The organism is Pseudomonas serbica, assembly GCF_028823535.1.
In the GTDB taxonomy this organism is placed as follows: Bacteria; Pseudomonadota; Gammaproteobacteria; order Pseudomonadales; family Pseudomonadaceae; genus Aquipseudomonas; species Aquipseudomonas serbica.
In genome coordinates this window covers 116,751-130,592 of the sequence record NZ_JAQIYM010000006.1, presented here as the reverse complement: position 1 = coordinate 130,592, position 13,842 = coordinate 116,751, and the positions used below count along the sequence as shown (strand labels likewise).

At 60.5% G+C, this 13,842-nt stretch carries 7 protein-coding genes; 4 read left to right on the top strand and 3 right to left on the bottom strand.

The features are described 5' to 3' along the window. The 3 genes from waaF to NQL71_RS11395 form a co-directional block, all read right to left on the bottom strand. On the bottom strand, positions 1-1,035 hold the full coding sequence (waaF, locus tag NQL71_RS11405; RefSeq protein ID WP_046819891.1) for a lipopolysaccharide heptosyltransferase II: 1,035 nt from the start codon (positions 1,033-1,035) through the stop codon (positions 1-3). 194 nt (positions 1,036-1,229) lie between these two features. Continuing rightward, positions 1,230-4,169 (bottom strand): bifunctional [glutamate--ammonia ligase]-adenylyl-L-tyrosine phosphorylase/[glutamate--ammonia-ligase] adenylyltransferase, encoded by a 2,940-nt coding sequence (gene glnE / locus NQL71_RS11400; RefSeq protein ID WP_077185418.1) that lies wholly within the window; start codon positions 4,167-4,169, stop codon positions 1,230-1,232. After that, a complete protein-coding gene (locus NQL71_RS11395; RefSeq protein ID WP_152670454.1) occupies positions 4,166-4,480 on the bottom strand; it encodes a hypothetical protein in 315 nt (104 codons plus the stop codon). The genes glnE and NQL71_RS11395 overlap by 4 nt, the downstream gene beginning before the upstream one ends. A 72-nt stretch (positions 4,481-4,552) precedes the next feature. Between NQL71_RS11395 and aceE the strand changes: the two genes are divergently transcribed. The 4 genes from aceE (at position 4,553) to NQL71_RS11375 (ending at position 13,791) form a co-directional block, all read left to right on the top strand. Further along, positions 4,553-7,198, top strand: coding sequence for a pyruvate dehydrogenase (acetyl-transferring), homodimeric type (aceE, locus tag NQL71_RS11390; protein WP_046819893.1), 2,646 nt, complete (start codon positions 4,553-4,555; stop codon positions 7,196-7,198). A gap of 11 nt (positions 7,199-7,209) precedes the next feature. Next, complete coding sequence (gene aceF / locus NQL71_RS11385) at positions 7,210-9,177, top strand: dihydrolipoyllysine-residue acetyltransferase (RefSeq protein WP_274642659.1); 1,968 nt, start codon at positions 7,210-7,212, stop codon at positions 9,175-9,177. Between the two features lie 262 nt (positions 9,178-9,439). Further along, a complete protein-coding gene (locus tag NQL71_RS11380; RefSeq protein WP_274642658.1) occupies positions 9,440-10,834 on the top strand; it encodes an alkaline phosphatase D family protein in 1,395 nt (464 codons plus the stop codon). Positions 10,835-11,097: 263 nt separating this feature from the next. Beyond that, positions 11,098-13,791, top strand: coding sequence for a putative bifunctional diguanylate cyclase/phosphodiesterase (locus tag NQL71_RS11375; RefSeq protein WP_077185421.1), 2,694 nt, complete (start codon positions 11,098-11,100; stop codon positions 13,789-13,791). Positions 13,792-13,842: the final 51 nt, after the last annotated feature.

The following is a 13,842-nucleotide window of genomic DNA, read 5'->3' as shown; positions in this document are numbered from 1 at the left end:
CTATTTGACCTCGACCACAGTGCCTTGCAACCGCTGCAAGGCTTCGTTCACCGCTTGCGGCATGAGCTGGCGCAGGCAGTTGTAATGGCCGAATCGGCAGGTGCGGTCGAAGCATGGGCTGCATTCGATGCCCAGGCGCACGATCTCGACATGTTCGGCCAGCGGCGGCGTGAAGCCCGGTGACGTCGAACCGTAGACCGCCACCAGCGGGCGGTTCAGCGCGGCGGCAACGTGCATCAGGCCAGAGTCGTTGGACACCACCGAATCGGCGCAGGACAGCAAGTCGATGGCCTCGGCCAACGAGGTACCGCCACTGAGGTTCACCGACTCTTCACGCAAGCCGGGAATCAGCCGCGAACGGATGTCTTCACCCACGGCATGATCGTTTTTCGAGCCGAACAGCCAGACTTGCCAGCCCTCGCGAATCTTCGCTTCAGCGACCTTGGCGTAGTGCTCGGACGGCCAGCGCTTGGACTCGCCGAACTCGGCGCCGGGGCACAGGGCCAACACCGGGCGATCCAGGGCCAGGCCAAACTTGGCCAATGCCGCTTCGCGAGTCACCGGATCGATCCGCAGGCTCGGGCGCGGGTATGGCTTGGGCAGTTCAACGCCCGGCTCGTAGGCCAGGGCCATGAAGCGCTCGATCATCAGCGGGTAACGTTCTTTGTCCAGCGTACGCACGTCGTTGAGCAGGCCGTAGCGGAACTCGCCGCGCCAGCCGGTGCGCTTGGGGATGCCGGCAAAGAACGGCACCAGCGCCGACTTCAGGGAATTGGGCAGCAGGATCGCCTGGTCGTACTGGCCAGCCAGGGATTTGCCGATGCGCCGACGCGTCGCCAACTCCAGTGCGCCGTGGCCGAGCGGGAAGCTCAAGGCCTGGCGAACTTCGGGCATGCGCTCAAGAATCGGCCGGCTCCACTCGGGGGCCAGCACGTCGATTTCGCATTGCGGGTGGCGTTGCTTGAGGCACTGAAACAGTGTCTGCGCCATCACCATGTCACCGACCCAACTGGGCCCAACGATCAGAATTTTCATGTGGTTTCCATAAACGAACCGGGGAGGCCTACGCCTCCCCGCCTCGTGAATTCTACAAAACACTGCAAATCTACTGTGGGAGCGAGCCTGCTCGCGAAAGCGGCATGACCATCAGCATAGATGCTGGATGTGACGGCCTCATCGCGAGCAGGCTCGCTCCCACATTGGGTATTCGGTGTTGCAAATACCGTATTTCAGCTTAGCCCCAGCTCACGCCAGATCCGCATCACCTGTCGCCGTTCGTCCGCGAACTGGTCACCCGGTATCACTCCGGCATCCTTCTGCAAGGCCTGCCGGTGGGCGGCGGAGCGATAGGATTTATAAGCCTCACGCAACAGGCTGGCGTCCTCGACTGGCATCAGCCCGGCCTTCTCCAGCTCTTCCAGAATGCGGATGTTGTCCGTCCAGCGCAGCAATGGCGGGTGTGTTTCGGACCACGCCAGGGCCGCGTATTGCACCATAAATTCAATATCGACGATACCTCCGGCGTCCTGCTTGAGGTCGAAGGGCGCCGAGACTTCGAAGGCATTTGCCCCGGTGCCGGCCGCGGTACTCTTGCTGCCCAGGTTATCGCGCATCTTGGCACGCATCTCGCTGACCTCCTGGCGCAGGGTCGGCAGATCGCGTGCCTTGCCCAGGATCGAGGCGCGAACCTGCTCGAACGCCCGACCGACATCCTCGCTGCCGACCAGCACCCGCGCCCTTACCAGCGCCTGATGTTCCCAGGTCCAGGCTTCATTTTCCTGATAGCGGGCAAATGCCCCCAGCGAACTCACCAGCAGCCCGGATGCACCTGACGGCCGCAGGCGCATGTCGACTTCATACAGCTGACCGGAGTTGGTCTGCGCCGTCAGCAGGTGAATGATCCGCTGCCCCAGCCGGGTGAAAAACTGCGCACCATCGATCGACTTCGGCCCGTCGGTTTCTGCCTGTGGATCGCCATCATGGATGAACACCAGGTCCAGGTCCGAACCATGCCCCAATTCCAGGCCACCGACTTTCCCATAACCGACAATGATGAAGCCGGGATCGCACAACGTACCGTCGGTGCGCAGCGGTGTGCCGTACTTGGCGACCGTTTGCCGCCAGGCCAGGGCCAACACTTGCTCCAGGATCGCTTCGGCGAGCCAGGTCAGGTAATCGCTGACTTTCATTAATGGCAGGCTGCCGGCGATTTCCGAAGCGGCGACCCGCAACCGGTGCGCCAGCTTGAAATGCCGCAAGGCTTCCATTTGCTGCTCGAGGTCGTCCTCGGGAATCCGCGTCAGGCGCTCGCGCAATTCGGCGGCCAGCTCCGGTGCCAACGGCGGCTTGAACAGCCGGCCCTCGTTGAGCAACTCATCGAGCAGCAACGGAAAGCGGGTGATCTGTTCGGCAATCCACGGGCTCGCCGCGCACAAGGTCAGCAAGCGTCGCAGTGCGCCGGGATTTTCCGTCAACAGCACCAGATAGGCAGAACGGCGCGCCACGGCTTCAACCAGTGGCAATACCCGCTCCAGCACCAGATCCGGGTTGGCATGCTCTACAGCCTGAGCCAGCAAGCGCGGGATAAAGGCATCGAGGCGTTCACGCCCCAGACGCTGCATGGCGCGCAACTGCGGGCTGCCGCGCAAGCTGGCCAACGCCTTCAACGCTTTACTGGCATCGGCGAAGCCGCCCTCCTGCAACTGACGGCAGGCGGCTTCTTCATCCTGGGCTTCCTCCCACAACGGCAGCCATTCACCGCCCACCACGACTTCGCTTTCGGCACCCTGCTCCTCATCGGGATCGGCGATCACCTGGCCGAAATGCCAGGCCACCCGGCCACGCCAGTACATCAATTGCTCATGGAACGCCGACCAGTCGGCAAAGCCCAGCATGAAGGCGATGCGCGCCTGGTCCTGAGCGCCGTCGGGCAGCATTTGCGTCTGGCGATCGGCAATCGCCTGGATCGCATGCTCGGTGTATCTCAGGAACTCGTAACCTTCGCGCAGTTCATTGATCACCGCTGGCGGCAGGTACCCTTGACCTTCCAGCGTACTCAGCACTTTTAATAGTGGGCGCTGCTGCAGGCTCAGGTCTCGACCGCCATGAATCAGCTGGAAGGCCTGGGCAATGAACTCCACCTCGCGGATGCCGCCGGAGCCAAGCTTGATATTGTCCGCCATGCCCTTGCGCCGCACTTCCTGCTGGATGAGCTGCTTCATGGTGCGCAGCGCTTCGATGGCGGAAAAGTCCAGATAGCGTCGGTATACGAAGGGTCGCAACATCTCTTGCAGTTGCGCACCGGCCACTTGATCGCCAGCCACCACTCGTGACTTGATCATCGCGTAGCGCTCCCAGTCGCGCCCCTGGTCCTGGTAGTACTGCTCCAGCGCATTGAAACTCAGTACCAGCGCACCCGACGAACCATAAGGGCGCAGGCGCATGTCGACGCGAAACACGAAGCCGTCGACGGTCATCGGGTCCAGGGCCTTGATCAGGCGCTGGCCGAGACGAATGAAAAACTCCTGGTTATCCAGTGGGCGCTTGACCCCGACGGTTTCACCGCCTTCGGGGTAGGCAAAGATCAAGTCGATGTCCGACGACAGATTCAGTTCCACCGCACCCAGCTTGCCCATGCCGAGCACCACCATCTGCTGCGGCTCGCCGCTGCGCCGGCCGGTGGGTACGCCGAACTGCTGGCAATGCCGGGCGTACAGCCACTGATAGGCCAGGTCGATGCTCGCATCGGCCATGTCCGAGAGGTCGCGACACGTCTGCACCAGATCGGCTTGGCGGGTCAGGTCGCGCCAGATGATCCGCACCTGATGACGCGCACGTTGACGACGCAACGCCCGTGCGAGTTGATCGTCTGTTTCGGCGGCGTCCACGGCGGCGCCAATCTGCGCGCGCATCTCGCCAGGGGCGAAGCTGCGGTCGAGTTCACCGGACTGCACCAGCGCCAGCAACAGAAGGGGGTCACGCACACTTTGTTCGGTGACGAAGTCGCTGGCAGCGGTGACGCGAGCGAATTGCGCCCAGCGTTCAGGGGGCCAGGCGCTCAGCCCATGGTCATCGTCCAGGGCGCTGACCGCGGTACGGAACGACTGCTCGGCACGGGTGACAAACGGCAAGAGAATGGCGGGCAGGTCGGCAAGCGGAGGCAGGCTCATGGTCTATCCTTGATCGGCGTGTGACGGGCTGCATGTAGTGAATCTCGCAAACCCACTACCTGAAGGAGTGTCGAACAAAAGTTAGAAATAGCTGAAAATTCTTTTTTATTGGCAGCCAGCATCAAGCTTTCACCTTTTTCGGTTGGTAAAAGACCAACCTTAACGATTATTCTCACAACGCAGCCGGGGGCCACAAGCCGCTCATCTGTAGTTTTACTACTCGTATATACATTAGCAAGGCTGAAATGCCGGATGATTTGTAGTAAAACTACACACCGCCGGAACAACCTATCGGCAATCCAAGAATTCATAACGTCTGCCCACAAGGCCAGTCGCTAACTCAGGCAACCGATTCTGGTAGCCTTTCCGCCCTGGAGCAAGCCATGCAAGACCTCGATCCCGTCGAAACCCAGGAATGGCTGGACGCCCTGGAATCGGTTCTCGACAAAGAAGGCGAAGACCGTGCTCACTATCTGATGACCCGTATGGGTGAACTCGCGACCCGCAGCGGTTCGCAGTTGCCTTACGCCATCACCACGCCTTACCGCAACACCATCCCGGTAACCCACGAAGCACGCATGCCTGGCGACCTGTTCATGGAACGCCGCATTCGCTCGCTGGTACGCTGGAACGCGATGGCCATGGTAATGCGTACGAACCTGAAAGATTCTGACCTCGGCGGTCACATCTCCAGCTTCGCTTCCAGTGCGACCCTGTATGACATCGGCTTCAACTACTTCTTCCAGGCCCCGACCGACGAACACGGCGGTGACCTGATCTACTTCCAGGGCCACACCTCGCCAGGCGTTTATGCCCGTGCGTTCATGGAAGGCCGCATCAGCGAAGAACAGATGAACAACTTCCGCCAGGAAGTCGACGGCCAGGGCTTGTCGTCCTATCCGCACCCTTGGCTGATGCCTGACTTCTGGCAGTTCCCGACGGTATCCATGGGTCTGGGCCCGATCCAGGCGATCTACCAGGCGCGCTTCATGAAGTACCTGGAAGCCCGTGGCTTCATTCCTGCCGGCAAGCAGAAAGTCTGGTGCTTCCTGGGCGACGGCGAGTGCGACGAGCCGGAATCCCTGGGCGCGATCTCCCTGGCTGGCCGCGAGAAGCTGGACAACCTGATCTTCGTCATCAACTGCAACCTGCAGCGCCTCGATGGCCCGGTTCGCGGCAACGGCAAGATCATCCAGGAACTCGAAGGCGTATTCCGCGGTGCCCAGTGGAACGTGACCAAAGTTATCTGGGGCCGTTTCTGGGACCCACTGCTGGCCAAGGACGTCGACGGCATCCTGCAACGCCGCATGGACGAAGTCATCGACGGCGAGTACCAGAACTACAAAGCCAAAGACGGCGCGTTCGTGCGTGAACACTTCTTCAACACGCCAGAACTCAAGGCGATGGTCGAAGACCTGTCCGACGACGAAATCTGGAAACTCAACCGTGGCGGCCACGACCCGTACAAGGTCTATGCGGCTTACCACGAAGCGGTCAACCACAAAGAACAGCCGACTGTCATCCTGGCCAAGACCATCAAGGGTTATGGCACCGGTGCCGGCGAAGCGAAAAACACTGCGCACAACACCAAGAAAGTCGATGTCGACAGCCTGAAGTTGTTCCGTGATCGTTTCGACATCCCTGTAAAAGACGAAGAACTGGAAAACCTGCCGTTCTTCAAGCCGGAGCCAAACAGCGCCGAAGCCCGCTACCTGAGCGAGCGCCGCACTGCACTGGGCGGTTTCGTGCCACAGCGCCGCGCACAAAGCTTCAGCGTTCCGACTCCGCCACTGGATACCCTCAAGGCCATCCTCGACGGTTCGGGCGATCGTGAAATCTCCACCACCATGGCCTTCGTGCGCATCCTCGCGCAACTGGTCAAGGACAAGGAAATCGGTCCGCGCATCGTGCCGATCATCCCGGACGAAGCCCGTACCTTCGGTATGGAAGGCATGTTCCGTCAGTTGGGCATCTACTCGTCCGTCGGCCAGCTCTACGAGCCAGTCGATAAAGACCAGGTGATGTTCTACAAGGAAGACAAGAAGGGCCAGATCCTCGAAGAAGGCATCAACGAAGCGGGCGCCATGAGCTCCTTCATCGCTGCCGGTACTTCGTACTCCAGCCACAACCAGCCAATGCTGCCGTTCTACATCTTCTACTCGATGTTCGGCTTCCAGCGTATCGGCGACCTGGCCTGGGCCGCTGGCGACAGCCGTACCCGTGGCTTCCTGATCGGCGGCACCGCCGGCCGTACCACCCTGAACGGTGAAGGCCTGCAACACGAAGACGGTCACAGCCACCTGCTGGCCGCGACCATCCCGAACTGCCGCACCTACGATCCAACCTACGGCTACGAGCTGGCGGTGATCATTCAGGACGGCATGAAGAAGATGACCGAAGAGCAACAGGACGTCTTCTACTACATCACCGTGATGAACGAATCGTACCAGCAGCCAGCCATGCCAGCCGGTGCCGAAGAAGGCATCAAGAAGGGCATGTACCTGCTGGAAGAAGACAACCGCGAAGCGGCGCACCACGTCCAGCTGATGGGCTCCGGCACCATCCTGCGTGAAGTCCGTGAAGCAGCGAAGATCCTGCGTGAAGAGTTCAACGTCGGTGCTGACGTATGGAGCGTTACCAGCTTCAACGAACTGCGTCGCGACGGCCTGGCCGTTGAGCGCACCAACCGTCTGCACCCTGGCCAGAAGCCTAAGCTGAGCTATGTGGAAGAGTGCCTGAACGGCCGTAAAGGTCCGGTCATCGCCTCTACCGACTACATGAAACTGTTCGCCGAGCAGATCCGTCAGTGGGTACCGTCCAAGGAATTCAAAGTCCTGGGCACCGACGGTTTTGGCCGCAGCGACAGCCGCAAGAAACTGCGTCATTTCTTCGAAGTCGACCGTCATTTCGTGGTGTTGGCAGCCCTGGAAGCACTGGCTGACCGTGGTGACATCGAACCTAAGGTCGTGGCTGAAGCCATTGCCAAGTTCGGTATCAACCCGGAAAAACTCAACCCACTGGACTGCTGAGGAGAGATTCTGTGAGCGAACTCATTCGCGTACCTGACATCGGCAGCGGTGAAGGTGAAGTAATTGAACTGTTTGTGAAGGTCGGCGACCGCATCGAAGCCGAGCAGAGCATCCTGACGCTGGAATCGGACAAGGCGAGCATGGAAGTGCCTGCGCCGAAGGCCGGTATCGTCAAGAGCCTGAAAGTGAAGCTGGGCGATCGCCTGAAAGAAGGCGACGAGTTGCTGGAGCTGGAAGTCGAAGGTGCCGCTGCTGCGGCGCCCGCGGCTGCCGCTGCGCCTGCTGCAAAAGCAGAAGAGAAACCGGCCGCTGCCCCAGCGCCGGCCGCTCCTGCTGCTGCGCCTGCTGCCGCTTCGGTTCAGCAAGTGCACGTGCCGGACATCGGTTCGTCGGGCAAGGCCCAGATCATCGAGATCCAGGTCAAGGTCGGCGACACCGTCACGGCTGACCAGTCGCTGATCACCCTGGAATCCGACAAGGCCAGCATGGAAATCCCGTCGCCTGCCGCTGGCGTGGTCAAGGCCATCAGCGTCAAGCTCAACGACGAAGTCGGCACCGGCGACCTGATCCTGGACCTGGAAGTAGCAGGTGCTGCGGCACCGGCTGCTGCCGCTGCGCCTGCTCAAGCTGCTGCTGCTCCTGCCGCCGCTGCTCCGGCACAGGCCGCTGCGCCTGCTGCACCGGTAGCCGACAGCGTCCAGGACATCCACGTACCGGACATCGGTTCGGCGGGCAAGGCCAAGATCATCGAAGTCCTGGTCAAGGCCGGCGACAGCGTTGAAGCCGACCAGTCGCTGATCACCCTGGAATCCGACAAGGCAAGCATGGAGATTCCATCGCCTGCCGCTGGCGTGGTGGAAAGCATCTCCGTCAAGCTGGACGACGAAGTCGGTACCGGCGACCTGATCCTCAAGCTGAAAGTCAAAGGTGCTGCCCCGGCCGCTGCTCCGGCACCAGCCGCTGCCGCGCCGAGCGCTGCTGCGCCAGCCGCTGCTGCTGCTCCTGCTGCCGCCGCTCCTGCGGCTGCCGCACCGGTTGCCGCTCCAGCCCGGCCTGGCGCCAAGGTTCACGCCGGCCCTGCCGTGCGTCAACTGGCCCGCGAATTCGGTGTCGAGCTGAGCGCCGTTGGCGCCAGCGGTCCGCACGGTCGCATCCTGAAAGAAGACGTGCAGGTTTACGTCAAAGCCATGATGCAGAAGGCCAAGGAAGCACCGGCCGCTGCTGCTGGCGCCACCGGTGGCGCGGGCATCCCGCCGATTCCGGTCGTGGACTTCAGCCGCTTCGGTGAAATCGAAGAAGTGCCGATGACCCGCCTGATGCAGGTCGGCGCCGCCAACCTGCACCGCAGCTGGCTGAACGTGCCGCACGTGACGCAATTCGACTCGGCGGATATCACCGAGCTGGAAGCGTTCCGTACCGCCCAGAAAGCCGTTGCAGAGAAGGCCGGCGTCAAGCTGACCATCCTGCCGTTGTTGCTCAAGTCCTGCGCGCACCTGCTCAAGGAACTGCCAGACTTCAACAGCTCGCTGGCACCAAGCGGCAAGGCGATCATCCGCAAGAAATACGTGAACATCGGCTTCGCCGTCGACACTCCGGATGGCCTGCTGGTACCGGTCATCAAGAACGTCGACCAGAAGAGCCTGCTGCAACTGGCTGCCGAAGCGGCTTCCCTGGCTGAAAAAGCCCGGACCAAAAAGCTCTCGTCGGACGAGATGCAAGGCGCCTGCTTCACCATTTCCAGCCTCGGCCACATTGGCGGCACCGGCTTCACGCCGATCGTCAACGCGCCGGAAGTGGCGATCCTCGGTGTTTCCAAGGCAACCATCCAGCCAGTCTGGGACGGCAAAGCCTTCCAGCCGAAACTGATGCTGCCACTGTCGCTGTCCTACGATCACCGCGTGATCAATGGCGCCGCTGCTGCACGCTTCACCAAGCGCCTGAGCGACCTGCTGGCGGACATCCGCACCATCCTGCTGTAACACCGGCCGGCCCTCCTTCACTGGAGGGCCTGTCGCGTTTCACGTTTTCCGAGCGCCACGCTCGTACCTCAACCCCGCCAATTTGGCGGGGCTTTTTTTGCCCGGCGTTTTACCCCAATAGATCACTTCCTACATTTGTGGCTGATATCCCCCACAAGTCGAATCCGTTTCTGCCCGGTATTTTTCAAGGCCAAATAACTAGCCTGCTTGCACGGCCGTTCAAAGCCGATTGCGCCTTAATACAAACCGAATGGATTCGAACATGTTCAAACCAACAGTCGGGCCGATCATTGGCCACACCACAACTAACCATGCACGTATCTTTTTGCGAGGAGAAGCCAACAAAGACGCCCGTGCATTTGCCGGCATTCGCTATCGGCGATTGGGTGAAGAGGACTGGTCAAACGGAATTTTTGCTGAACTCGAGAGAGCCCGTGACATGTCTGCCGTCCTGGTTCTCAATGACCTTGCGGCCGACACCGTGCATGAATATCAGGCCGGCTGGTTCAATCCGATGAACCCTGTGCACTTTGTCGATACACCCCAGGCGCTGCCCTTGCAGTGGCCGGGACAGATCCATCGCCTGCGCACCCGCTCAAGCCAGGCGACACAACCGAAGGCCTATGTCGTGGGCTCTTGCCGGTATCTGCGACTCACCGCTGGCATTGCGGCAGACCCGCATCTGGGCGACAGGATGTTCGCGACGATATCAAGACTGGTCGAACAGGCCGATCCACCTGTCAGCGCCATGTTGATGACCGGTGACCAGATCTATGTCGATGATTTGAACCTCATTGCCCCGGACCGCGAACTCAAGGATATTCTTCACAAGTATCGCGTGGCCTTTTCACAGCCACACATTGCCAAGTTAATGTCAGCCCTGCCAACTTATATGATCCTCGATGATCATGAGATCGAAGACAATTGGCCGGCCAACAGAAGCAAGTCCGATGACTGTCTATATGCCAATGCGATAAATGCTTATGAGTTGTACCAGGCCAGCCATGGCCCGGCGCACGAACTCAGCGCCGATGGGCAAATCAACAGGAAGCTCGACAAATACTGGTACCTGTTCACCGACGGCGATATCGAGTGGTTTGTCAGCGACACCCGCACCCGACGCAATCTTGCGCCCAGCGACCGACGCATCCTCGATATCGAACAGGAACAGGCCCTGTGCACATGGCTGATCAACAGTTCGGCGCGGGTTAAATTCGTGGTCACCAGCGTGATGTTCTACCCCGACAGCAAACGCCCGGACAATGACGCCTGGCAGGGCTTTCCCGAACAACGGCTACGGCTGCTGGAAACGATTCGCGCACACGCGGTCAAGAATGTCTTCTTCGTTTCAGGCGACGTGCACGGCTCATTGACCAGCCGGCTGAGCCACAGCATGGACCCGAGATTCGACGTGCATACCATCGTCTCCTCGCCCCTGTGCAACAGTAAACTGTTGCCCTATGCCAAGGCCTCCACCTTCATCCTCGATCAACCCCTGGCCCGAACCGCGGCGGGGGATTACCGACACGAATTGACCAGCGAGGTGATCAGCCAGGATAACTTCGCGCACCTGATCGTCGATTCGGAACGTGTTCATGTGCGTTATCACGACAGGGATGGCAACCTTTTGCAATCGATCGCCATCACGCTGCATTAAAAGCAAAGATCGCAGCCTGCGGCAGCCTCCTGCGGGTGTGCATCATCCCCTGTAGAGGCTGCCGCAGGCTGCGATCTTTTCGCCTCAATACAATCTTTCAGTCGAGCGCTGGAGAAATCGTCCCTGCTGCCGACATATTCTTATAGCACTTGGCCTTCATGTCTCTTGTCAGTCAGTGTCGCAATGATGCAACCTTGCCGCACGCAATAGTAAAGAGGGCGAGAGCCCGGCGCGATCAGCATATTCGAAGCGAGTTTCCCTCCATGAAAAGCCAACCCGATGCCGCCAGCCGTATGGTGGCCGAGGTAGTGACGCAGTTGCCTGTGCCCTCGCGGCTCGGCATGCTGCGTTTCGAACGGCTGAACGAACCAAGCTGGGCGCTGCTGTTTCTCGACCCCAACTGCGAACGCCAGTTTGGCCTGCCGGCCGTGGAACTGTGCGCCCTGGTCGGCTCGCCCTACGCCAGCCTGATGGAGCCGCAAGCTCGCTATCAGCTGCATGATGCGATTCAGGCGCAGTTAAGCGAGAGCACTCACTACCTGATCCGCTACACCTTGCACACCGCCTCTGGCTCGCTGAACCTGCTGGAAATGGGCGAAGCCTACAAACAACACAATCGCCACCTGCTGCGCGGATACCTGCTGGTCATCGACGGCCTGTTCGAAGATGACCCGTTGCTGCCGGCGCTGGACCTCGAAACCCAGAACTCGCGCCTGCAAATCGCCCTGGAGCTCAATCAGCGCGCCCAGCAGGAACAACTGCAGCATCTGGACCGGGTGCGCGCCCAACAGGACCTGATCCTGCTGCTGACCCGCCAGCGCTACAGCAGCAACAACTCCCTGCAGGAAGCCGCCGAACTGATCACCCGCAGTGCCTGCGAGATTTACCAGATCGACTGCGCCAGCCTATGGCATCTGGAAGGCTCGATGCTGGCGCCCATCTCGGCCTACCATCGCTCGACCCAGGAATACCTGTTGCCGGCGCCAATCGACGTCAGCATTTTTCCCGATTACCTCGACGCTTTGCATACCGGCCGCGCCATCGACGCCCACAATGCCATGCGCGACCCGCGTACCCGGGATATGGCCGAAAGCCTGCGTCCGCGGGATGTCAACGCGATGCTCGATGCCAGCATCCGCGTCGACGGCCAGGTGGTTGGCGTGCTGTGCCTGGAACAAACCGGTGCGACCCGCGCCTGGCAGTCGGACGAAATCGCTTTCGCCGGCGAACTGGCGGATCAGTTCGCCCAGGTCATCAGCAATCACAACCGTCGCACCGCCACCAGCGCCCTGCATCTGTTCCAGCGGGCGGTCGAGCAAAGCGCCAATGCCTTTTTGCTGGTCAATTGCGACGGCATCGTGGAGTACGTCAACCCGAGCTTCACGGCGATTACCCAGTACACCACCGAAGAAGTGCACGGCCAGCGCCTGGCGGAACTGCCGGCCCTGGAAAACCTCAGTGAACTGCTGTTCGACGCGCCCTCCGCGCTGGCCAAAAGCAACAGTTGGCAAGGCGAATTCAAGAGCCGCCGGAAAAACCTCGAACCCTACTGGGGCCAATTGTCGATCTCCAAGGTCTATGGCGACAACCGCGAGTTGACCCATTACATCGGCATCTACGAAGACATCACCCAGACCAAGCTTGCCCAGCAGCGCATCGAGCGCTTGGCTTACACCGACAACTTGACCAATCTCGGCAACCGCCCGGCCTTCATCCGCAACCTCGACGAACGCTTCGCCCGCGACAGCGACGCACCGATCAGCCTGTTGCTGGTGGACATCGACAACTTCAAGCGGATCAACGACAGCCTCGGCCATCAGACCGGCGACAAACTGCTGATCAGCCTGGCCCGGCGCCTGCGTAACAGCCTCAACCCGGGGGGCAGCCTGGCGCGATTCGCCAGTAACGAATTCGCGGTCTTGCTCGACAACACGGGCCTTGAACTCGGGCAGCAGGTCGCCAACCAACTGCTCACGACCCTCGACAAACCGATGTTCGTCGACAACCAGTTGATCAGCGTGACCGGCTCGGTCGGCCTGGCCTGTGCGCCCTTGCATGGCCGTGACCCGCAAACCCTGATGCGCAACGCCGGGCTGGCCCTGCACAAGGCCAAGGCCAACGGCAAACATCAGGTGCAGGTCTTCACCGAAGCCCTGAACGCCGAGGCCAGTTACAAACTGTTCGTCGAGAACAACCTGCGTCGCGCCCTGACCCAGAACGAACTGGACGTGTTCTACCAACCCAAGCTCTGCCTGCGCAGCGGACGCCTGCTGGGCATGGAAGCGCTGCTACGCTGGAATCACCCGGAAAAAGGCATGATCCGCCCGGACCAGTTCATCAGCGTCGCGGAAGAAACCGGTCTGATCATTCCGATTGGCAAATGGATCGCCCGCCAGGCCTGCCGCATGAGCAAGGCGCTGACCGCCGCCGGCCTGGGCAACCTGCAAGTGGCCATCAACCTGTCACCCAAACAGTTCTCCGACCCGGACCTGGTGGCGTCCATTGCCAACATCCTCAAGGAAGAAGCGCTGCCGTCGCGCCTGCTGGAGCTGGAACTGACCGAAGGCCTGCTGCTGGAAGCCACCGAAGACACTCACCTGCAACTCGACCAGCTCAAGCGCCTGGGCCTGACCTTGGCGATGGACGACTTCGGCACCGGTTACTCGTCGCTCAGCTACTTGAAAAAATTCCCCATCGACATCATCAAGATCGATCGCAGCTTCATTCATGAAATCCCGGATAACCAGGACGACATGGAAATCACCTCCGCAGTGATCGCCATGGCCCACAACCTGAAACTCAAGGTCGTGGCTGAAGGCATCGAGACAGCCGAACAGCTAGCCTTCCTGCGTCGCCACCGTTGCGACGTTGGCCAGGGCTACCTGTTCGACAAACCGATCCCGGGCCTCGACCTGATCGACAGGCTCAAACGCTATCCGCGCGGCCCGATCGCCTGACAGCGAGGCAACACTCGGGCACACTGCATCTCTAACTATTTCAATGACTGA